This window comes from Micromonospora sp. BQ11, assembly GCF_052068135.1.
GTDB lineage: Bacteria > Actinomycetota > Actinomycetes > Mycobacteriales > Micromonosporaceae > Micromonospora.
The window spans coordinates 13,750-34,830 of record NZ_JBQHDB010000006.1 but is presented as its reverse complement, the minus strand read 5'-3'; the positions used below and the strand labels follow the sequence as shown (position 1 = coordinate 34,830).

Sequence of the window (21,081 nt, the reverse complement as noted above, 5' to 3'; positions counted from 1 at the left end):
AGCCCGGCGACCCCGGATCGCAGAGCCGCCACGGCCATGGCCGGGAACACTTCCGACCGTAGTGGGCACCACAGCAGAGTGTGAAGAGCGGCGCGATCGGCCCGTCCCCGGTCCGGCGCACCGCGCGGGACCGCCCGCTCCCCCGGCCGGGCGGTCCCCGCCCACCACCGGCTGACGTCACAGACGAGTCAGCTCGAAAGGACCCCGCACATGCCTGTGCCACCCCACACCGCGCTCCGGCCGATCTGGCTCTGCCGAGCCTGCGCGGCGCCCTGGCCCTGCGGGACGGCGCGCCTCGGCCTGTCCCGGGAGTACGCCACGGACCCGGTGGGGCTGCACGTGTATCTCTGCACGCTGCTGCACGACGCGGTGGCGGACCTGTACCGGCTCAACCCGCACGACGGCCCCGACCCGAGAGACCTCTTCGACCGCTTCCTGGCCTGGGCGTCCCGCATCGGACCACGCTGGCCCGAGGACGGGCGGTCGCGGCCCGGCTAGGGGTGCGTCATGCGGAGCAGGTCCAGGGCCTCCTCCAGCTGGACCTCGGTGAGCTTGCCGGAGGTCACGTGCCCCCGGGCCAGTACGACCTCCTTGATGGAGATCTGCTTCGCGAGGGCCTCCTTCGCGATCGAGGCGGCCTCGTCGTACCCGAGGTAGCGGTTGAGCGGGGTGACGATCGACGGCGAGCCCTCCGCGTACGCCAGACAGACCTCGGCGTCCGCGACCAGGCCGACCACCAGGCGGTCGGCGAAGAGCCGGCTCGACGCGGCGAGCAACCGGATCGACTCCAGCAGGTTGCGACCCATCACGGGGAGCATGACGTTCAGCTCGAAGTCGCCCTGCGAGCCGGCGAACGCCACCGTCGCGTCGTTGCCGATGACCTGGGCGCAGACCTGGCGCATCGCCTCGGCGACCACGGGGTTCACCTTGCCCGGCATGATCGACGAGCCGGGCTGGAGATCCGGGATGCGCAGCTCACGCAGGCCGGCCCGGGGACCGGAACCCATCCAGCGGATGTCGTTGGCCATCTTGTAGAGCCCGACGGCGACCGTACGGAGCTGGCCGGAGGTCTCCACCAGCGCGTCCCGCGCGCCCTGCGCCTCGAAGTGGTTGCGCGCCTCCGTCAGCGGCAGCCCGGTCGAGTCCCGCAGCCGCTCGACGACCCGGGCGGCGAAGCCCAACGGGGTGTTGATGCCGGTGCCCACGGCGGTACCACCGAGCGGCAGCTCGGCCAGGCGCGGCAGCGCCGCGTCGAGCCGCTCGATGCCGTAGCGGACCTGCGCGGCGTACCCGCCGAACTCCTGCCCCATGGTCACGGGCGTGGCGTCCATCAGGTGGGTACGGCCGGCCTTGACCACGGTCGCGAACTCCACCGCCTTGTCCTCCAGCACCTGCGCCAGGTGCGACAACGCCGGCAGCAGGTCCCGCGCGACCGCCTCGGTGGCGGCCAGGTGGATGGAGGACGGGAAGACGTCGTTGCTGGACTGGGAGGCGTTGACGTCGTCGTTCGGGTGCACGTCCCGGCCCAGCTCCCGGCTGGCCAGCGTGGCGATGACCTCGTTCGTGTTCATGTTCGACGAGGTGCCGGACCCGGTCTGGAAGACGTCCACGGGGAACTGGTCGTCGTACCCGCCGTCGGCCACGTGCGCCGCGGCGGCGGCGATGGCGGCGGCGGCGTTGGCGTCGATCACCCCCAGCTCACCGTTGACCTGGGCGGCGGCTCCCTTGATCTGGGCCAGGGCTCGGATCTGGGCCGGCTCGATGCCCCGGCCGGAGATCGGGAAGTTCTGCACCGCGCGCTGGGTCTGCGCCCGCCACAGCGCCTCGGCGGGCACCTCCACCTCGCCCATCGAGTCGCGTTCGATCCGGTAACCCGCTGCCTCTGGAGTCGTCACGCGTACCATCCTGCCGCGCCCGGCGGCAACGTGCAGATGATCGCTGAGTCCAGATCGACGAGCAGTCAGCGGCGGCCGACGGTCAGCACCGGCTTGGTGACCTCGGCGAAGAAGTCGTTGCCCTTGTCGTCGACCACGATGAAGGCCGGGAAGTCCTCCACCTCGATCTTCCAGACCGCCTCCATGCCCAGCTCCGCGTACTCCAGGACCTCGACGTGCTTGATGCAGTCCTGGGCGAGCCGGGCGGCCGGGCCGCCGATCGAGCCGAGGTAGAAGCCGCCGTGCTGCGCGCAGGAGCGGGTGACCTGGCCCGACCGGTTGCCCTTGGCCAGCATCACCAGCGAGCCGCCGGCCGCCTGGAACTTCTCCACGTACGCGTCCATCCGGCCGGCTGTGGTCGGGCCGAACGAGCCGGAGGCGTACCCCTCGGGGGTCTTGGCCGGACCGGCGTAGTAGACGGCGTGGTCGCGGAGGTACTGCGGCATCGACTCACCCGCGTCGAGCCGCTCGGCGATCTTGGCGTGGGCGATGTCCCGGGCGACGACCAGCGGACCGCTCAACGACAGCCGGGTCTTCACCGGGTACTTCGACAGCTCGGCCCGGATCTCGTCCATCGGCCGGTTGAGGTCGACCTTGACGACCAGCTCGGCGTCCAGAGTCTCGTCGGTGACGTCGGGCAGGAAGCGCGCCGGGTCGGTCTCCAGGCGCTCCAGCCACACACCGGACGGGGTGATCTTCGCGACCGCCTGCCGGTCCGCCGAGCAGGAGACGGCGATCGCCACCGGGCAGGACGCGCCGTGCCGGGGCAGCCGCACCACCCGGACGTCGTGGCAGAAGTACCGGCCGCCGAACTGCGCGCCGATGCCGAAGTTGCGGGTCAGCTCCAGCACCTCCGCCTCCAGCTCCAGGTCCCGGAAGCCGTGCGCGGTCATCGAGCCGGAGGTGGGCAGCGCGTCGAGGTACTTGGCGCTGGCGTACTTGGCGGTCTTCAGCGCGTACTCGCCGGAGGTGCCGCCGATGACGATCGCCAGGTGGTACGGCGGGCAGGCCGAGGTGCCGATGAGCCGCAGCTTCTCCTCCAGGAACTGCATCATCCGCGTCGGATTGAGCAGCGCCTTCGTCTCCTGGTAGAGGTAGGACTTGTTGGCCGAGCCACCGCCCTTGGCCATGAAGAGGAACTTGTACGCGTCGGGGTGCCCGTCCGGGTCCTCGGCGTACAGCTCCACCTGGGCGGGCAGGTTGCTGCCGGTGTTCCGCTCGTCCCACATGGTCAGCGGGGCGAGCTGCGAGTAGCGCAGGTTCAGCTTCGTGTACGCCTGGTAGACGCCGCGCGAGATGGCCTCGGCGTCGCCGCCGTCGGTGAGCACGTGCCGACCCCGCTTGCCCATCACGATCGCGGTGCCGGTGTCCTGGCACATCGGCAGGACGCCACCGGCGGCGATGTTGGCGTTGCGCAGCAGGTCGAGCGCCACGAAACGGTCGTTCGGCGAGGCGGCCGGGTCGTCGATGATCGACCGGAGCTGCGCGAGGTGCGCGGGACGCAGGAAGTGGGCGATGTCGTGCATCGCCTCGGCGGTCAGCGCGGTGAGCGCGGCCGGCTCCACGGTGAGGAACCGGCGGCCCCCCGGACCGTTGACGACGTCGACGCCCTCGTCGGTGACCAGGCGGTACTCCGTCTGGTCCGGACCGGTCGGCAGCAAGGGAGCGTACGAGAACGCGGCGGCACTGCTCATGAGCGGAAAGCCTAGGGCAGGACGGTCGATCAGTCCCACCCGCCGGGTGCGTCCTGGGACGCCGCTCTCACCCGGACGGCCGGACGCCGGCGGGTCGGCCCGCTCAGCCGTCCTTGCCCGGGTCGGGGTCGGGGCACTGCTCCCGCTTCGGGCCGCAGCTGTCCTCCGGCGCGGGGACCCCACCGGTGCCCGCCGGGCCGGGCGCGGGATCACGGCCCGAGCCGGGCGGTGCGCCGGCCGCGCCACCGAAACGCACGTAGCCGATCTCCCGCCCCTCCCCGATGATCATCCCGTTCGGGCCGACCGCGAGGGCGTTCGCGGACGTTCGCAGGACGGCCAGCTCGGCACCGGTACGCGGGTTCAGCGCGACCAGTCGGGACGGCTTCTCGTCGGCGATCACCGCCGCGTACGGGGTGAGCGCCGCGCCGGCCTTCGCGCCCGTTGCGCGGCTCCACCGGACCCGCCCGCCACCCAGGTCCCGGCCGCTGACCGAGCCCTTGTCGGCCGACCGGACCAGGGCGTACCGGTCGTCCACGGCGAGCACCCGCTCGCTGCGGGCCGCGACCAGGAGCAGCCGCCCGTCGTACCCGTCGAGGACCGCCTCGCGGCCGTCCGGGGCCACGCCCAGGAGCACGCTCCGCGCGCCCTGCGGGTCCTCCCGCTGCACGCAGCCGGCGCTGTCGGCGGTGCGCAGGTTGAGGCCGGCCCGCTGCCACGTCTCCTGACCGGTGGCCGGGTCGCGGGCGGAGATGGCGAAGTAGCAGCTCCCGTCCTGGGACCGCGCGTTGATCCGTAGCAGCCGACCACCGACCACCGACAGCCGCTCCTCGCGGCCTGGTTCGATGTCGGCGAGCACCCGGCCGGTGGCGGTGTCCAGCACGTGCACCCGGCCGTCGATCGGGAAGCCCAGCAGACCCGGCACCGGTTCCGGACCGGCCACCTCCTCGTCGATACGCAGCGCGTCGAGGCGACGGGTGTCGAGCAGGCCGGGGTTGTCGCCGAGGAGCCCACTGCGGACGCCGGGGACGAACGCGGTCCACAACGGAGCCGTCCCGCGCGGGTCCCAGGCGCTGATCGTGCAGTCCGTGGCGTCGACGCACCGGGCGTCCAGCAGCAGGTTGCGGTACGTCCACACGGCCACCGCGTCGCCGTCGCGCCGCCGGGTCGCGCCGGTGGTGGGGTCCAGCACCTCGTACCCCTTGACCAGGAGCTTGCCCACGACGACGACGGCGTCCCGGTCGGCCCCGGCGACCGCGGCCCAGTCGGCCTTGCGCTCCCAGAGCCTGCTACCGGTGGCCAGGCCGCGCGCCTCGACGCGGGTGCGCTGCTCGACCACGACGGCGTCGCCGGCGATGGTCACGCTGCGCGGGGTACCGCCGATGCGCTGCTGCCAGACGACGTCGGGCGAGGAGATGGGCTGGCTGCGGTTGACCCAGTCCCACATCCGGGGGAACGGGTTCCAGACGCCGGTGGCCGCGAGGATCACCACCGTGACCAGGCCGAGCAGAAGCCAGCCACGCACACCGAGGCGGCTCCCGTTCACCCGGACACGGTAGCCACCCGGAGCCGTCCGCGCGCCCGCCCACACCGCGTGTCGTGAAAGGAAGGGCACCTTCTTAACGTCTGGTGTAGAGGAAGGGCCCCTTGTTAACGCCCGAGCGGCGGGGGCTTGGCGACGACCGGCGACAGCACCCGCCACAGTGCGAGGGTGCAGACGAGCGAGGCGGCGCCGGACAGCGCCATCACGACGCCCGGCGCGAGCACCTCGGTGAGCGCACCGGCACCCGCCGCCGCCCCGCCCTGTACGGCCATCATGCCGGTACTGAGCAGCCCGAACGCCTGCCCCCGTCGCGCTTCGGGCACCGCGTCGAGGAACCGCCGGGCCAGCCCGAGCTGGTAGGCGAAGCCGGCGGTGGACACCGTGAAGAGGACCGCCGCCGGCCAGAGGGCGGGCCGGGCCACGAAGACCAGCATCGGTACGCCGAGCAGCACCGCCAGCCACGGCGTCCACCGCTCCCGGCGGGCCGGGGCCACGAACCGCCCCACCAGCAGGTCACCGACGAGCATTCCGAACGCCCCCGCCATCAGCAGCACACCCGCGCTCGCCCCCGGTCCCAGCCCCGCGGCGTACGGCACGGCGACCCCCTCGGCCCCCACCAGCAGCGAGCCGGGCAGCCACTGGGCCAGCAGCAGTCCCCGGACCCGCCGGTCGGCGAGGAGTGCCCGGTTGACCCGCCAGGTCTGGCGGACCGCACCCTCGCGTCCGGCCGTGCCGGCACGGGCACGGGCCGGACGGGCGCGCAGCCCGACGCGGACCAGCAACGCCGAGAGGGCGCAGGTGGCGGCGGTCAGCCAGAGCGCGCCGTACGGACCGACCAGCGCCAGGAGCAGCCCGCCGACCGCGAACCCGGCGACCTGGGTGCCGCCGGAGGCCATGGTGAGCAGCGAGCGCCCCAGCACGTACGCGTCGCCGCGCAGGATCTCGGGCAGCAGTGCGGCGCGGGAGGCGCTGCTCACCGGTCCGAACAGGCCGACGACGGCGACCAGCCCGAGCATGGCCCCCGGGGAGAGCACGCCGGAGGCGAGCACCGCCACCGTGGCCAGCCGCAGCAGGTCGTAGCCGACGATCAGCGCCCGGGGTGGCCAGCGGTCGGCGAGCGCGAGCAGGAACACCCCGCCGAGGGCGTGCGGCAGGAACCCGGTGACGTACGCGAGGGCGGCGAGCAGTCCCGAGCCGGTGCGCTCGTAGACCAGCACCGACAGGGCGAGCATCTTGACCGTCTCGCCGATGAGGAAGACGCCGAAGCTCGCGAAGAGAACCCGGAACTCCCGGACGGCGAAGACGTCCCGGAAGGTGGCGGGGCGGTCGGTGGCGTCCGAGGCCCCGACGGTGCTGGTGGTGGTCACCGGGTCAGCGTGCCGCTCGCCGGTCGCCGTCTCTATCCTTTCGCTGGGCGACGAAAGGTGGAGCGTGCGGATCGAGGTGACCCCGGCCGACATCGCGGCCAGCCGGTACGGGATCTCCCCACTGGGCGAGGCGGTGTCGGCGCTGCGGCTGTGCGCCGGTCAGCGCTCCACGCCCGCCCTGGCACCCTGGGTGGCCCGGGTCCGTCCGGCCTACGAGCGGCTGCGCCGGGAGCGGCCGGCGGTCGGGGCGTTCCTGGCCCTGCTGCGCCGGGGCGGCTACAACGCGGACTTCATCCAGCCCCCGCCGGCCGGCACCGGTCGCACCTTCGCCGACGAGGTGGCCGTGGTACGGGCCACCCCACTGGCACAGGCCCGCGACGAACTGCGGCGCAACCTCGCCGGCCATCGCGCGCCCCCGGCGTACGCCCGGCGGATCTTCGACTCGGCGGACGTGGTGGACCTGCTGGCCGAAGCGATCGAGGCGGCCTGGGCGACGCTGGTCGAGCCGGACTGGCCCCGGCTGCGGGCCATCCTGGAGCGGGACCTGCTGCACCGGGCCGGCCGGCTGCTCGCGTACGGCTGGGGTGCGGCCGTCGCGGACCTGGACCCGCGGCTGCGGTGGGTCGCGGACGGCGACCTGGGGGCGATCGAGGTGGCCGACGCCAACCCGCGCACGTGTTCGCTGGACGGTCAGGGACTCCTCTTCATCCCTACCGTCTTCGGCAGCATGATCAACTATGTCGACCCGCCGTGGCCGTTCGCGATCGTCTACCGGGCCTCCGGGATCGCGGAGCTGCTCGGCCCACCGGACCCGGGCCGCCCGGAGGACGCGCTGGACCGGCTGGTCGGGCGGGGCCGGGCGGCGGTGCTGCGGGCCCTGGCCGTACCGGCCACCACCAGCCAGCTCGTCGCCCAGCTCGGCCTGAGCCTGGGCGGGGTGGGCGACCACCTCGCCGTACTGCGCACCGCCGGGCTGGTCGCCGGCACCCGCGCCGGCCGGACCGTCCTCTACCGCCGCACCCCGCTCGGCGACGCCCTCGCCAGCGGCTGAGGCGGTTAAGAAGGGGCCCTTCCTCTACCGCAGGCGTTAAGCGGGGGCCCTTCCTTACACCTTGCCTGCCGCGGCGGAGCGTACGAGGGGCAGCACCCGGTACGGGATCTGCTCGGCCAGGGCGATGATGGTCGACGCCCGCCGGATCCCCTCGTACGAGACGATCTGGTCGATCACCCGCTGGAGATCGGTGTTGGAGCGGGCCACGATCCGGCAGAGCAGGTCGCTGGAGCCGGTGATGGTGTGCGCCTCCAGCACCTCGGGGATCCCCGCCAGGTGCCGGGTGACCGGATCGTGACCGTGCCGCTGGCTGATCTCCAGCGTCACGAAGCTCGTCACGGTGAACCCGATGGCGGCGGGCGACACCTCCGGGCCGAAGCCGCCCACGACGCCCCGGTCGAGGAGCTTGTCCAGACGGGCCTGGACGGTGCCGCGGGCCACCCCGAGCCGCCGCGAGCACTCCAGCACCCCGATCCGGGGCTCCTCGGCGAGCAGTTCGATCAGTCGCGCGTCCAGCGCGTCGAGCTGTACATCCTGACCAGTGTTCACGGGGTCCGACCCTACTCCTTGTGCAACCTGACCAGCCATTTTGGCGACAGTTGCCCAGTACGCGCCGACCCCGCGATATTCGCGGAAGAAGCACCGGAAAAGGGCGGCCCACGAGGCCGGCCGGTACGCGAGGGAGGCCACCATGACCCAGGCGATCGACCGACCCCAGTCGACCGAGGAGGTCGACGTCGACCGGCTGGTCGGCGCCGTCGACCACGACATCAGCCACGACCCGTTCCCGGTCAAGGGCCTGGACCACGTGCACTTCCTGGTCGGCAACGCCAAGCAGGCCGCGCACTACTACTCCACCGCGTTCGGCATGACCTGCGTGGCGTACCGGGGGCCCGAGCAGGGTTACCGCGACCATGCCCAGTACGTGCTGACCAGCGGCTCGGCCCGGTTCGTGCTGACCGGCGCGGTCCGCCCGGACGCTTCCCTCGCCGAGCACGTGACGAAGCACAGCGACGGTGTCTCGGACATCGCGCTGGAGGTGCCGGATGTCGACGCGGCCTACGCCCACGCCACCGCGCAGGGCGCGACCGGCCTGGTCGAGCCGCACGACGTCAGCGACGAGCACGGCACCGTCCGGATGGCCGCCATCGCCGCGTACGGCGACACCCGGCACACGCTTGTCGACCGGTCCCGCTACACCGGCCCGTTCCTGCCCGGCTTCGTGGCCCGCAAGCCGATCGTGGACCGGCAGCCGATGATCGACGCCGGCCTCCAGCCGAAGCGCTTCTTCCAGGCGGTCGACCACGTCGTCGGCAACGTCGAGCTGGGCCGCATGGACGAGTGGGTCGACTTCTACAAGCGGGTCATGGGCTTCTCGAACATGGCGGAGTTCATCGGCGACGACATCGCCACCGACTACTCGGCGCTGATGAGCAAGGTCGTCGCGAGCGGCACCCGCAAGGTGAAGTTCCCGCTCAACGAGCCGGCGATCGCCCGCAAGAAGTCGCAGATCGACGAGTACCTGGAGTTCTACCAGGGCCCGGGCGCCCAGCACATCGCCGTGGCCACCAACGACATCCTGGCCAGCGTCGACGCGATGCGCGCGGCCGGCGTCGAGTTCCTGGAGACCCCGGACTCGTACTACGACGACCCGGAGCTGCGCGCCCGCATCGGCAAGGTGCGGGTGCCGATCGAGGAGCTGAAGTCCCGCAAGATCCTGGTCGACCGGGACGAGGACGGGTACCTGCTCCAGATCTTCACCAAGCCGGTGCAGGACCGCCCGACGGTCTTCTTCGAGCTGATCGAGCGGCACGGCTCGCTCGGCTTCGGCAAGGGCAACTTCAAGGCCCTCTTCGAGGCCATCGAGCGTGAGCAGGAGAAGCGCGGCAACCTCTGACGCGCCGCCGCACCCCGTACCGCCGGCGGTTCCGTCGACAGCTTCGGGGAAGATGCTCCCTCCCCGGCGCCGCAGCCAGCATCTTCCCCGAAGCTGTCGCCAACACGGCCTCGGCTTCCCCGCGCGGCGCCGTCGTTAAGGTTGCTGCGTGAACGAGCACAGCAAGGCGGCGACGTGAGCATCGCACCCGGTTGGTACGTGGACCCGGCCGACCCCGACACCCGGCGGTACTGGGACGGCGAGGGCTGGATCGGCGCGCCCATCCCGGTGGACGCCACGCCGCCGGCCGGCCCGCCCCCGGAGGAGCCACCCGCACCGCCGGCACCGGCCGCGACGCCGTCGTCCCCCGCGGCTCCGCAACCGGCTCCCGCGTCGGCCCGGCCGTACCCGGTCAGCCCGACGACCGGGCCGGGCCAGCCCCACCCGGGCCAACCTCACCCGGGCCAGCCGTACCCCGGGCAGCCGTACCCCGGCTACGGACCGCCGCCGGGATGGCAGGCCGGTGCGTGGCCGGTACGCCCACCGGAGCCCCGGCCGCACGGACTGCCGCTGGCCGGGTACGGCGCCCGGCTGGTAGCCCGCCTGATCGACTTCGCGATCGTCTTCGCGCTCAACGCCGTCGTCAACGGCTGGTTCGTCTGGCGACTGGCACGGGAACTCGAACCGACCTTCGCCGAGTGGTGGCGTCGCGTGGAGGCCCGGGAGACGACGACCGACCCGCTGCCCGAGCCGGGCCAGCAGGCCGACTCGTTGCTCATCGTCATCCTGCTGATCGCCGCCGCGCTGTGGCTGGCGTACGAGGTGCCGTCCATGGCGTCCGGCGGGCAGACCCTCGGCAAGCGGCTGCTGGGCATCCGGGCGGTGCCGATCGCCGCCGACGAGCCGCTCGGGTTCGGCCGCGCGCTGCGCCGGTGGAACACCCTCGGCCTGCCCACCCTGCTCTGGCCCTGCTTCTGCCTCGGCTTCGCCCTGCAACTCCTCGACGCGTTGTCCCCGCTCTTCGACCACCCGCTGCGCCAGGCCCTGCACGACAAGCGGGCGCAGACGGTGGTGGTCCAGGACCGCCGCACCCCCCGTACCACCCCGAAGGACCGCTCCGAACCCCCGGGAGACACCCCATGACCGACACCGGACGTCACCAGCCGGCGCTGCGTCTCACCCGCGCCGACCTCGACGCGCTGCCCAACTACGTACCCGGGCGCAGCCCCGCCGACCTGGCGCGCGAGCTGGGCCTGTCCGAGGCGATCAAGCTGGCCAGCAACGAGGTGCCGTACGGCCCGCTGCCCGGCGTGGTGGAGGCGGTCGCAGAGGCCGCCGCCGGGGTGCACCGCTACCCGGACATGGGCGTGGTGGCGCTCCGCGAGGCACTGGCCGAGCGGTACGCGGTCGACGTCGAGCAGGTCGCCACCGGATGCGGGTCGGTGGCGCTGGCCGAACACCTGGTCCGGGCCACCTGCCTGCCCGGCGACGAACTGCTCTACTCGTGGCGCTCGTTCGAGGCGTACCCGATCATCGCGGCGACCAGCGGCGCGACCAGCGTGCGGGTCCCGAACGACGCCGGGCACGGGCACGACCTGGACGCGATGGCCTCGGCGGTGACCGACCGGACGCGGATGATCCTGGTCTGCAACCCGAACAACCCGACCGGCACGGCGGTACGCCGGGCCGAGCTGGACCGCTTCCTCGACGCGGTCCCCGACGACGTGCTGGTGGTCATCGACGAGGCGTACCGGGAGTTCGTCACCGATCCCGAGGTGCCCGACGGCCTGACCTACCTCGACCGGCCCAACGTGGCCGTGCTGCGCACGCTGTCCAAGGCATGGGGCCTGGCCGGTCTGCGGATCGGCTTCCTGGCCGCCCAGCCGGCGGTCGCCGGGGCGGTACGCAAGGTGGTCACGCCCTTCTCCACCAGCATGGCCGCCCAGGCCGGCGCGCTGGCGGCGCTCGCACAGGCCGCCGAGGTCGAGCGGCGGTGCGCGCTTGTCGTCGCCGAGCGCGACCGGGTCACCGAGGCGCTGCGCAAGCTCGTCCCGGACGTGCCCACCAGCCAGGCGAACTTCGTCTGGCTGCCGCTCGGCGACCGGGCCGTGGACTTCGGCAAGGCGTGCGAGTCGCGGGGCGTGATCGTGCGGCCGTTCCCCGGCGACGGCGTCCGGGTCACCATCGGCACCCCCGCGGAGAACGACGCCTTCCTGGCGGCCGCCGAGGCGGCGCTGGCCTGAGACGGGCGCACCGGCGTGGTGACCGGGCCGGTCCGCCATCCCCTAGCGGACCGGCCCGGGAGCACGCGGAACATCTGTGCGGCCATTGGTACCTTATGTCCTTTTTATCCATCAGGCCGGGTTTTCACGTCGCCGCCAGGATCACCGGCTCCGAGTTGTAGAAGTAGAGCCGGTCCTCCCCCTCCGGGTCGACCGGCCTCCGGAGTCGCTCCACCGCGACGAAACCGTACGCCGCGTGCACCTTTCCGGCCGCCCAACCCGTCCCGTCCGACCCGATGTTCAACACGAACCACGACCGCTGCGTCCCGGTGGCGGGGTCCACGGTCAGGAGGTCGTTCGCCGGGGTCAGCACGTGCACCCGGCCGGGCTGGACGGCGATCACCCGGGCCTCGCCCAGGCCGCCCCGCCGCCACAACTCGGCACCCGTCCGCGCCGCGCGTCCCACCAGCGCCCCGTCGGTGACGGCGACCGCGACCTCCCCGGCCAGCTCCGCGCCGGCCGCATCCAGGCTCGGCGCGGCGACGGGAGCGGCGTCGCCGAGCAGCCAGCCCTGACCCGTGCCGTCCTCCGGCCCGGCGGTACGCAGGCCGGCGCAGCCGGAACGGCCGGACCGGCACCCCAGCAGGGTCACCATCAGCTCGTCGGCGGCCCCCGGCGGGCGCCAGCGGGCACCCACCGTGCCGGTGGCGGCGTCGGTGAACTCCACGACGGCCGGCCCCGCGCATCCGTCCACCGTGACCAGCCGGCCGGTCGACGTGGTGCCGAGCGTGTCGCGACATCCGGCGTCCACGTCGGTCCGCCAGAGTTCCCGGCCGCCGGCCGGATCGACGGCGACCATCCGGCCCCGCCCCCCGGACACGACCACCGGAGGGCCACCGGCCGGCTCCGTGACGAACAGGCCGCGGGGTTCCCACACGGTCGCCGCGCGCGTGCGTCGCACCGTCGGATCGCCGACCGGTTCCGGTCCGTCGACGGACCAGGACACCCGGCCGGTACGCGCGTCCAGGCCCACCAGCCGCCCGTCCGACCAGCGGCTCACCACCGTCGTGCCGGTGCTCACCACCCCTTCCAGGGTCGCCGGCCAGCGGCGGTACGACCAGTACGGGGTGGCGCGGTAGCGGTTGTGCACCGGCCGGTCGGCGTAGACCTGGCGGTTCCCCGCGTACACCCGGAGACGACCGTCCACGATCAGCGGGGCGACCGGCAGCCGGGCGACCACGCCGGGCGTCGGCGTGGGCGCCGCCGGGTAGGCGCCGCGGGCGGGGGTGCTCACCTCGGCGGGTGCGAGTACCCGCCAGACCACGGCCCCGGCCACGACGGCGGCGAGCAGCACGGCGACGGCAAGTACGAGCCGACGCCGGCCTTTCGGGAACCCCATGCGCACCTCCGTCCGGCACCCTACCCAGCGCCGGGCGACGGGCACCGGTCAGGTGGTGGGCGGTCAGGCCGCCTCGGTGGTGCGGCGACGGGCGGCGGCGGCGAGGTCGGCGAGGTCACGACGGAGCGCGCCCTCGCCCGCCCGGGCGGCGAGCCCGCCGAGCAGGAACGCCACCACGCGGCCGTACGGCGCGACGGGCACCGCCTCCTGCGTGACCGTCACAGCGGTGCAGCCACGGCCACGCCGTTCCACCGGGCGCAGCGTCCAGGTGATCCGGTAGTCGACGCCGGCGCCGGGCGAGCTGAGCACCAGCCGGTGCCGCGGCTGCTCCTCGATCACCACGAACTCCTCGACCAGCGGTGAGCCGTCGGCGTGGCTGCGGGTCTCCCGCCAGGCCGTGCCCGGCCCGAACCGGCCGGTGGTGAGGACCTCGACCGGGCCGACGGCACCCGGCCGGCCGGAGCGCAGGCCCAGGTCGGTCAGCAGACGCCACAGGTCGGCGGCCTGCGCCTCGATGAGTTCCGTTGCCGTCACCGTCGACATGCCACCTCCCGTGGCGTCGACGGTACGCCGGGTGAGCGCGGTGCGGGGTCCCCGAAGCGGAAATTCCCACCTCCGGGAACCCCGTACGCAGCACGACCGGCCGCGCGGTCAGGACCGGAACTGACCGACCCGGATCGCCCGGACGAACGCGTCCCACCCCGGCGGGCTGACCGCGAGCGTGGGACCGGCCTGGTCCTTCGAGTCGCGTACGGCCACCACGCCGAGGACGCCGACCAGGTTGTCGGCCACCTCCACGCAGAGACCCTGGTCGTTCGAGCGGCTGCTGGTGCGCCAGATCGCGCCCGCGAGATCGTTCATCGTCACTCTCCTGTCCGACGGGACGCCAGCCGGAGCCGGGTCCGGGAACCGGACGGGAGCCGTCCCGGTCCGGCGCGGCGTGGCGACGGAATCCGGACGATCAACGGCGCAACGGCGCTCCGGGGTCGGACCTCCTGTGCGACCGGGTCAGCGCGCCGGCAGGATCGTGCCCGACACCTCGCCGAGGGCGATGGTGGTGCCGTCCGGGCCGGGCGCGGTGGCGGTGATGGTGACGGTGTCGCCGTCCTCAAGGAACGTGCGGGTGGCACCGTCGGAGAGCTTCACCGGCTCGGTGCCGCCCCAGGTGAGTTCCAGGAACGAGCCGACCTGCCCGCGTTCCGGGCCGGAGACGGTGCCGGAGGCGTACAGGTCGCCGGTACGCAGCGAGGCGCCGTTGACGGTGAGGTGGGCCAACTGCTGGGCGGGCGTCCAGTACATGGTGGCGAAGGGCGGCTCGGCGACCCGCTCGCCGTTCCACTCCACCGCGAGGGTCAGGTCCAGCCCCAGGTGGGGCACGTCGGACAGGTAGTTGGCGACCGGCGGGTCCTGGTCCGGTGCCGGCACGAAGGCGGCGCCCAGGGCGTCGAGCGGAGTCACCCAGGCGGAGACCGACGTGGCGAAGGACTTGCCCAGGAACGGGCCGAGCGGCTGGTACTCCCACGCCTGGATGTCCCGGGCGGACCAGTCGTTGACGAGCACCACGCCGAAGACGTGGTCGGCGAAGTCGTCGACCGGGACGCGACTGCCCAGCGGGCTCGGCACACCGACCACGAAGCCGACCTCGGCCTCGATGTCGAGGCGTACCGACGGGCCGGAGACCGGGCCCTGCGGGGTGGCCCGCTGGCCGGTCGGCCGCACCACCGGCGTGCCGGAGACCACGACGGTGCCGGCGCGTCCGTGGTAGCCGATCGGCAGGTGCTTCCAGTTGGGCAGCAGCGGCGGCTGGCCCGGCCGGAAGATCTGGCCGACGTTGGACGCGTGGTGCTCCGACGAGTAGAAGTCGACGTAGTCCGCCACCTCGAACGGAAGCAGCAGCTCCACCTGCTCCAGCGGCACCAGCAGCGGCTCCACGTCGGCCCGGTGGGCGTCGTCGGTGAGCAGCTCGGTCACCCGCTGCCGGACCGCCGTCCACTGTGGCCGGCCGAGGGCCATGAAGTCGTTGAGCGAGGGCCGGCCGAGCGCCCCGGCGGCGAGGACCAGCCCGGCGGCCTCCGCGCCGCCGAGGTCCAGCACGAAATCGGAGACGCGTACGCCGACGCGGGGTTCCTCCGCCGGCCGGCGGAACACCCCGTACGGCAGGTTGGCCACCCCGTACGCCGAACCGTCGGCACCCGTCACCCAGCTCATGCCGTAAAGCCCCCGTTCACCAGCCCAAGCCGGATCAGATCGGTCAGTGGTTCCAGAATGCTGCACGAGCCGAAGCCCACCCACAGTGGACGCGCCGTGTCGGCCCGCCCCTCGACGGCCTGGAGCAGCGGTCGCGGATCGGTGGCGGTGAGCAGTTCGGCGACGCGTGCCACCCCGGCGCCCTCGGCCGCGGCGAGTGCGGCGGCGAGCACGTTGGCGAAGCCGTGGTGGGTGAAGCCGGTCACCGGGTCCAGGTGGCGCACCGCGTGGTGCAGGCCGGCGGTGAGCTTGAAGGGCACCGCACGGTCGCGGCAGGCGGAGATCACGTTGGCCAGCTCCGCCGGCGTCGGGAAGAGTTCGGCGGCCAGCCCGCCGGTCCGGAACTTCGCGGCGACCGGCAGCCCGGCGGCCCGCGCCTCGGCCACGGTGTCCAGCGCGCCCGACAGCCCGAAGGTCAGCGGTATCTCGGCGTAGACGTCGAGGTGCCACGACCGGGCGAGCGTCAGCAGGTGGGCGAGGCCGGCCTGCGGGTCCTCGCCGCGCTTGGCGACCGCCACCTCGACCTGCCGGACGACGATCCCGTCCCCGGCGAGCAGGGACAGCGCGGCGGGTAGCCCCTCGATGCCGGTGTCGCCGATCAGGCCGACGACGAAGCCGGGGTCGACCAGCTTGCCCAGGTCGCCCGCGACGACCGCGGAGGCGGGCACCAGGAGCGGACCGACCAGGTCGGCGTACCAGGAGGCGCGGTGGGCGCGGTGCGCGACGACGGCCTCGGGCAGCGGCGAGCTGCCGGGCGGGAAGACGGCGGCGTCGTCGACCAGGCCGTGGAGCAGTGCGGGCACCTGCGTTGACACGACACAAGAATGTACGGGACGCTACAAGGAACGGACAACAGCGTCCGAATATCGGACGCCATCCGGTCGAGGCAGGGACGACCCCGGGAGGCGAGCATGCCGTACTACCGCAGCGTCGGCGAGGTGCCGCGCAAACGCCACACCCAGTTCCGGCAGCCCGACGGCAGCCTCTACGCCGAGGAGCTGATGGGTCAGGAGGGCTTCTCGTCCGACTCCTCCCTGCTCTACCACCGGTACGCGCCGACCGCGATCATGGCCGCCGAGGAGTTCACCCCGCCGGCTGTCACCCGTACGCCGAACCTGCCGCTCAAGCCCCGCCACCTGCGCACCCACAAGCTCGACGCCAGCGGAGCCGACCCCGTCCTCGGCCGGCGTCACCTGCTCGCCAACGACGACGTCCGCATCGCGTACGTGGTGGCCGACCGGCCGTCCCCCCTCTTCCGGGACGCCACCGGCGACCACTGCCTGTACGTCGAGTCGGGGACCCTGCGGGTCGAGTCCACGTTCGGCGTGCTCGACGCGGTGGCCGGTGACTACGTGGTCATCCCGACGTCGACGATCCACCGGCTCGTCCCGACCGGTGACTCCCCGGTGCGGCTCCTCGCCATCGAGGCGAACGGGCACATCGGCCCGCCCAAGCGCTACCTCTCCGTGCGCGGACAGTTCCTGGAACACGCGCCGTACTGCGAGCGGGACGTCCGGGGACCGGACGCGCCGCTGCTGGTCGACGGGACCGACGTCGAGGTGCTGGTCCGGCACCGGCGCGGTTGGACGCGGTATGTCTACGCCAACCACCCGTTCGACGTGGTCGGCTGGGACGGGCACATGTACCCGTGGGCGTTCTCCATCCACGACTTCGAACCGATCACCGGCCGGATCCACCAGCCGCCGCCCGTGCACCAGACCTTCCAGGGCCCGAACTTCGTGATCTGCTCGTTCGTGCCGCGCAAGGTGGACTACCACCCGGACGCCATCCCGGTGCCGTACAACCACCACAACGTCGACTCCGACGAGATGCTCTTCTACACCGGCGGCAACTACGAGGCGCGGCGCGGCTCCGGCATCGAGCAGGGCTCGATCTCGCTGCACCCGTCCGGGTTCACGCACGGTCCCCAGCCGGGCGCGGCCGAGCGGTCCATCGGGGCCGACTTCTTCGACGAGCTGGCCGTCATGGTCGACACGTTCCGCCCGCTGGACCTGTGCGACGCGGCCACCGCGTGCGAGGACGACGCGTACGCCTGGACCTGGGCCCGCCGCCCCTGACCGGGCGGCTCAGGCGAGGCGGCGGGAGAAGACGGTGATCTCGGCCAGAGCGGCGGCGACGATCGCCAGGACCAGCGGCCACGGGGTGCCGACCAGCGCGTAGAGCAGGATGAAGGCCGGTGCGGCTGCCGCCGCGTACACCGCCAGGGCCAGGCTCCGGTCCGAGCGGAGCAGGCCGGGCAGCACCGTACGGGCCAGGCCGGGCAGCTTCGCGGCCTGCCGCCACACCACCAGCGCCCCGCCGAGCGCCGCGACGAACGCGGCGAACCGCGACAGCCCTCCGCTGCCCGGAGCGAGGCACGCGATCAGCACGGTGGTGATCAGGGACCAGCCGGCCCCGTAGATCACGAACTGGCGGACGCCGGCCGAGATGGTCCGCCCCGAGTCCACGCGGCCCGGGCTGATCGCGGCGGCCTCGGCGAGGTGTTCCAGCGCCTCGCTCCAGCGCCGCTGCTCCAGCCGCAGCACACCGATGTCGTGCCGCGCCTCGGCCAGCTGCGGGTCCAGGCGCAGCGCCTCCCGGTAGGCCCGCTCGGCCAGGTCGAACAGCTGCATGTTCGCCGCCACCAGACCCAGCACCAGGTGCGCCTGCGGTTCCTCGGGAGCCAGTTCCACCCCGCGCCAGGCCGCGTTCAGCGCCGGCTGGCCGTTGCGCGAGCCGGCGAGGATCGCCGCGGCGCTCCGCTGGGCGTACGCGTCGTCCGGCCCGAGCGCCAGGATCCGGTCGGCGGTTCGGGCCGCCTCGGCGTACTCCTCCTGGTCGGCGAGGGCCAGCGCCCGCGCGACCAGCGGCGGGATCGCGTCCGGTGCGACGGCGACGGCGGCGTCGGCCGCGCTCAGGGCCTCGGCCGGGCGGCCGGCCGCGAGGTGCACCCGGGACAGCGCGGTCAGGGCCTGCGCGTTGCCGGGTTCGAGGGCGACCGCGTAGCCCAGCTCGGCCGCGGCCTCGTCGTACCGGCCCAGCTCGGCCAGGAGGAGGGCCCGCTCGACGTAACCGTCGGCGGCGGACCGGTCGGAGGTGGGGTCACTGGACATCGCGGCGAGCCTAGCCGGCCTCCGCCCGGGTTGCCGAGCAGCGTCTCCCCACCGGCGCCGAACCGGATTCGCAGCGGCCGGTCAGGCGCTCCGGCACGGCGCGCCGGCGGGCGGCCGGCCGCAGGTGGCGAGGCTGCACCAGCGCCGCATCGCGTCGTCGTCGAGGAACAGCCAGCCGCACCGCTCGTCCGGGCACGCCCGGACGGTGCGGCGACGGGGATCCGTCAGCAGCTGGGCGGCGCTCCACGCGGCGGCGTGCACGGGCAGTCGGAGCCCCGCCGCCAGGTCCGGCCACCACCGGCCGCCGCCGCCGGAGTCGCGCCGGAACACCAGCGCCTTCGCGGCGGCCTCGGCGTGCCGGGCCACGTCGTCGAAGGCCCGTCGGTCGCCCGGATCGGTCAGGCAGGCGTAGAGCCGGGCACGCAGCGCACGGGCCTGCTCCAGGACGCGGTCGGCCTCGCCCGGATTCCGCCGCGCCAGCTCCAGCAGTCGACCGACCGCCACCTCGTCGGTCAGCCCGACGTGGCCGCTCCAGACCGCCAGGGTCCGGTACCCGCGCAGCCACTCGGAGCCGGGCAGCGGCGGCTCGTGTCCCCACCCGGCGAAGGTGTTGCAGAACTCCAGCGCCGGGTGGCCGCCGACGCTCCACGGCAGGGCCTCGTCGCGAACCCGTACCTCGTACACCGGCCGCCCGGGCCGGTCGAGCCGGCGGTCGTCGCGGAGGATCCACCGGTGCACCTCCCGCAGCCTCGTCCCCGGTTCGACGCCGAGGTCGTCCACGAGCGCCTGCCGGGTGCTCCGGTAGAGCCGTAGCGCGTCAGCCTGACGCCCGCCCCGGTGCAGGGCGGTCATCAGGACGGACACCAGTTGCTCCCGGGTCCGGTGCCGGTCGACCAGCGGGGTCAGCTCGCCGATCGCCCGGGCGTGCTGTCCCAACGCCAGCCGGGCCAGCCGGAGCTCCTCGACCGGGCCGTGCAGCCTCTCCCGCAACTCCTCGTCGGCCGTGTCGGCGAGCAGCGGACCCCGCCAGAGCGCCAACGCCCGGTCCAGCAGCCGTACCCGCTCGGCCGGGTCCGTCGTGTCCCCGGCCCGGTGCGCGAGCTCGCGGAACTCCGCGACGTCGACCCGGTGCCCGTGAACCTCGACGAGATAGCCGTCCCCGCGGGTGGTGATCTCGACCGCGTACGGCGCCAACGACCCGCGGAGCCGACCGACGTACGTGTGGACGACACTGCGGGCCGAGGCCGGCGGGCGGTCGTTCCAGAGCAGGTCGATGAGCCGGTCGGTGCTGACCAGCCGCCCCGCCTCCAGCAGCAGGACGCCAAGAAGGCACCGCTCCTGACGACGGCTGCCAAGTTCGATGGGGTGGCCGTCGTGACGCGCCTCGAACGGGCCGAGCAGTCGGAATTCCATGCTTGTGGGGACCACCTGGACCCCGCCGACGGTTGTCGGGCCGGTCAGCCGATGGTGAGCCGCCCCGGCGACGGCGTGGTCAGCGGGCGTGCGGCCCGCTCCGCCGGACGCGCACGGTGAGGACGTGGTGAGCGCGGCTGGCGATCCTGGTCCGGTCCGCTCACCGAACCAGTTGGAGTGATCATGCGTTGGAAGAGGAGCATCGCAACGGCGCTGGCGGCGATCGTCCTTGCCGCGACCGTGCCGAGCGCCGCGTCCGCGTCGGCGACCGGTGGTTGGGTGCCGGCGCCCCAGGAGGCGTTCGAGCTGCCCGCGGGGGCGAGGTGCGACTTCGCCGTACGCGTCCAGCCGATCGTGGACGAGGTCCGCAAGCTGGTGCTGGACACCTATCCGGACGGCACCCCACGACGTGAGCTGTACACCGGTGACCTGATCAACCGGGTGACGAACCTGGAGACCGGGGCCACCTCCACGGCCGACGCGAGCGGCACCTCCCTGGTCGAGTACGCCCGGGACGGCTCGATGACCTGGTACGTGACCGGCCCGGTGCTGCTCGGCTTTCGGGAGAACGCCGGCTCGCTGCCGCGCGGCCTGTGGATCGTCGACGGACAGTTCGTCGTCGAGTTCACCCCGACCTACGACAAGACCATCACGATGGTGCGCGGCACCACCCACAACGTCTGCACGGACGTCGACTGACCGGCCGCAAACGGCCCCGCGTCCGCGTAGAGCGGGCGCGGGGTCAGGCGGCCGGCGCCTCGTACACCAGGGCCACCGCGATGCCGGCCAACCCCTCGCCGCGGCCGGTGAAGCCGAGGCCGTCGGTGGTGGCGGCAGAGACGGTGACCGGAGCGCCGACCGCGTCGGAGAGCACCCGCTGGGCCTCCTCCCGGCGCGGGCCGATCTTCGGTCGGTTGCCGACCACCTGGACCGACACGTTGCCGATCGCGTAGCCGGCGGCGCGCACCCGGCGGGCGCTCTCGGCCAGCAGGGCGACGCCCGAGGCGCCGGCCCACTCCGGCTGACCCACCCCGAAGTTCGCCCCCAGGTCACCCAGGCCGGCGGCCGAGAGCAGGGCGTTGCAGGCGGCGTGCGCGGCCACGTCGGCGTCCGAGTGCCCGGCCAGGCCGTCCTGGTCGGGCCAGTGCAGGCCGGCCACCTGGCACGGCCGGCCGGCTTCGAAGGCGTGCACGTCGGTGCCGATGGCCACCCGGGGAACGATCAC

General features: G+C 73.5%; 20 protein-coding genes. 7 read left to right on the top strand and 13 right to left on the bottom strand.

Annotated elements, in window-relative coordinates; genetic code table 11:
* The first annotated feature begins 210 nt into the window (after positions 1 to 210).
* A complete protein-coding gene (locus tag ACTMSW_RS14350; protein ID WP_441181102.1) occupies positions 211 to 498 on the top strand; it encodes a hypothetical protein in 288 nt (95 codons plus the stop codon).
* Here ACTMSW_RS14350 and ACTMSW_RS14345 read toward each other — a convergent pair.
* The 4 genes from ACTMSW_RS14345 to ACTMSW_RS14330 all read right to left on the bottom strand — a co-directional run bounded on the left by ACTMSW_RS14345 (position 495) and on the right by ACTMSW_RS14330 (position 6,535).
* Entirely contained in the window at positions 495 to 1,904 is a 1,410-nt protein-coding gene (locus ACTMSW_RS14345; protein WP_441181101.1) for a class II fumarate hydratase, read from the bottom strand. The two genes, ACTMSW_RS14350 and ACTMSW_RS14345, sit on opposite strands and share 4 nt — an antisense overlap.
* A 56-nt stretch (positions 1,905 to 1,960) precedes the next feature.
* The gene (locus tag ACTMSW_RS14340) at positions 1,961 to 3,628 is read right to left on the bottom strand and encodes a fumarate hydratase (RefSeq protein WP_441181100.1); all 1,668 of its coding nucleotides are present in this window, start codon (positions 3,626 to 3,628) and stop codon (positions 1,961 to 1,963) included.
* A 103-nt stretch (positions 3,629 to 3,731) separates the two neighbouring features.
* Positions 3,732 to 5,072, bottom strand: a complete 1,341-nt coding sequence (locus ACTMSW_RS14335; RefSeq protein ID WP_441181440.1) for an outer membrane protein assembly factor BamB family protein — start codon at positions 5,070 to 5,072, stop codon at positions 3,732 to 3,734.
* 203 nt (positions 5,073 to 5,275) lie between these two features.
* A complete protein-coding gene (locus ACTMSW_RS14330; protein WP_441181099.1) occupies positions 5,276 to 6,535 on the bottom strand; it encodes an MFS transporter in 1,260 nt (419 codons plus the stop codon).
* A gap of 64 nt (positions 6,536 to 6,599) precedes the next feature.
* On the opposite strand from ACTMSW_RS14330, the gene ACTMSW_RS14325 reads away from it, so the two are divergent.
* Positions 6,600 to 7,586: a helix-turn-helix domain-containing protein gene (locus ACTMSW_RS14325; RefSeq protein ID WP_441181098.1), complete on the top strand. Its 987-nt coding sequence runs from the start codon at positions 6,600 to 6,602 to the stop codon at positions 7,584 to 7,586.
* Positions 7,587 to 7,640: 54 nt separating this feature from the next.
* Here ACTMSW_RS14325 and ACTMSW_RS14320 read toward each other — a convergent pair whose 3' ends face one another.
* A complete protein-coding gene (locus ACTMSW_RS14320) occupies positions 7,641 to 8,135 on the bottom strand; it encodes an Lrp/AsnC family transcriptional regulator (protein WP_441181097.1) in 495 nt (164 codons plus the stop codon).
* Positions 8,136 to 8,277: 142 nt separating this feature from the next.
* Between ACTMSW_RS14320 and hppD the strand changes: the two genes are divergently transcribed.
* The 3 genes from hppD to hisC all read left to right on the top strand — a co-directional run bounded on the left by hppD (position 8,278) and on the right by hisC (position 11,705).
* Entirely contained in the window at positions 8,278 to 9,483 is a 1,206-nt protein-coding gene (gene hppD, locus ACTMSW_RS14315; RefSeq protein ID WP_441181096.1) for a 4-hydroxyphenylpyruvate dioxygenase, read from the top strand.
* A 174-nt stretch (positions 9,484 to 9,657) separates the two neighbouring features.
* Positions 9,658 to 10,605 carry an RDD family protein gene (locus ACTMSW_RS14310; protein WP_441181095.1) on the top strand — a complete coding sequence of 316 codons (948 nt, stop codon included), beginning with the start codon at positions 9,658 to 9,660 and terminating at the stop codon, positions 10,603 to 10,605.
* Positions 10,602 to 11,705, top strand: a complete 1,104-nt coding sequence (gene hisC / locus ACTMSW_RS14305) for a histidinol-phosphate transaminase (RefSeq protein WP_441181094.1) — start codon at positions 10,602 to 10,604, stop codon at positions 11,703 to 11,705. Before ACTMSW_RS14310 ends, hisC begins: the two co-directional genes overlap by 4 nt.
* A 124-nt stretch (positions 11,706 to 11,829) precedes the next feature.
* Here the strand turns inward: hisC and ACTMSW_RS14300 are convergent, their stop codons facing one another.
* The 5 genes from ACTMSW_RS14300 to ACTMSW_RS14280 form a co-directional block, all read right to left on the bottom strand.
* Complete coding sequence (locus tag ACTMSW_RS14300; RefSeq protein WP_441181093.1) at positions 11,830 to 13,083, bottom strand: outer membrane protein assembly factor BamB family protein; 1,254 nt, start codon at positions 13,081 to 13,083, stop codon at positions 11,830 to 11,832.
* A gap of 63 nt (positions 13,084 to 13,146) precedes the next feature.
* A complete protein-coding gene (locus ACTMSW_RS14295) occupies positions 13,147 to 13,626 on the bottom strand; it encodes an SRPBCC family protein (protein ID WP_441181092.1) in 480 nt (159 codons plus the stop codon).
* A gap of 108 nt (positions 13,627 to 13,734) precedes the next feature.
* Entirely contained in the window at positions 13,735 to 13,944 is a 210-nt protein-coding gene (locus tag ACTMSW_RS14290) for a DUF397 domain-containing protein (RefSeq protein ID WP_441181091.1), read from the bottom strand.
* A 147-nt stretch (positions 13,945 to 14,091) separates the two neighbouring features.
* Positions 14,092 to 15,291, bottom strand: a complete 1,200-nt coding sequence (fahA, locus tag ACTMSW_RS14285; RefSeq protein ID WP_441181090.1) for a fumarylacetoacetase — start codon at positions 15,289 to 15,291, stop codon at positions 14,092 to 14,094.
* Complete coding sequence (locus ACTMSW_RS14280; protein ID WP_441181089.1) at positions 15,288 to 16,145, bottom strand: hypothetical protein; 858 nt, start codon at positions 16,143 to 16,145, stop codon at positions 15,288 to 15,290. Before ACTMSW_RS14280 ends, fahA begins: the two co-directional genes overlap by 4 nt.
* A 96-nt stretch (positions 16,146 to 16,241) precedes the next feature.
* On the opposite strand from ACTMSW_RS14280, the gene ACTMSW_RS14275 reads away from it, so the two are divergent.
* Positions 16,242 to 17,408, top strand: a complete 1,167-nt coding sequence (locus ACTMSW_RS14275) for a homogentisate 1,2-dioxygenase (protein ID WP_441181088.1) — start codon at positions 16,242 to 16,244, stop codon at positions 17,406 to 17,408.
* Positions 17,409 to 17,417: 9 nt separating this feature from the next.
* Here the strand turns inward: ACTMSW_RS14275 and ACTMSW_RS14270 are convergent, their stop codons facing one another.
* Both ACTMSW_RS14270 and ACTMSW_RS14265 read right to left on the bottom strand, forming a co-directional pair.
* Positions 17,418 to 18,443, bottom strand: coding sequence for a tetratricopeptide repeat protein (locus ACTMSW_RS14270; RefSeq protein ID WP_441181087.1), 1,026 nt, complete (start codon positions 18,441 to 18,443; stop codon positions 17,418 to 17,420).
* Positions 18,444 to 18,524: 81 nt separating this feature from the next.
* Positions 18,525 to 19,856 carry a BTAD domain-containing putative transcriptional regulator gene (locus ACTMSW_RS14265; protein ID WP_441181086.1) on the bottom strand — a complete coding sequence of 444 codons (1,332 nt, stop codon included), beginning with the start codon at positions 19,854 to 19,856 and terminating at the stop codon, positions 18,525 to 18,527.
* A gap of 183 nt (positions 19,857 to 20,039) precedes the next feature.
* Between ACTMSW_RS14265 and ACTMSW_RS14260 the strand changes: the two genes are divergently transcribed.
* Complete coding sequence (locus tag ACTMSW_RS14260; RefSeq protein WP_441181085.1) at positions 20,040 to 20,555, top strand: hypothetical protein; 516 nt, start codon at positions 20,040 to 20,042, stop codon at positions 20,553 to 20,555.
* Positions 20,556 to 20,598: 43 nt separating this feature from the next.
* Here ACTMSW_RS14260 and ispF read toward each other — a convergent pair whose 3' ends face one another.
* On the bottom strand, positions 20,599 to 21,081 hold the full coding sequence (ispF, locus tag ACTMSW_RS14255) for a 2-C-methyl-D-erythritol 2,4-cyclodiphosphate synthase (protein WP_441181084.1): 483 nt from the start codon (positions 21,079 to 21,081) through the stop codon (positions 20,599 to 20,601).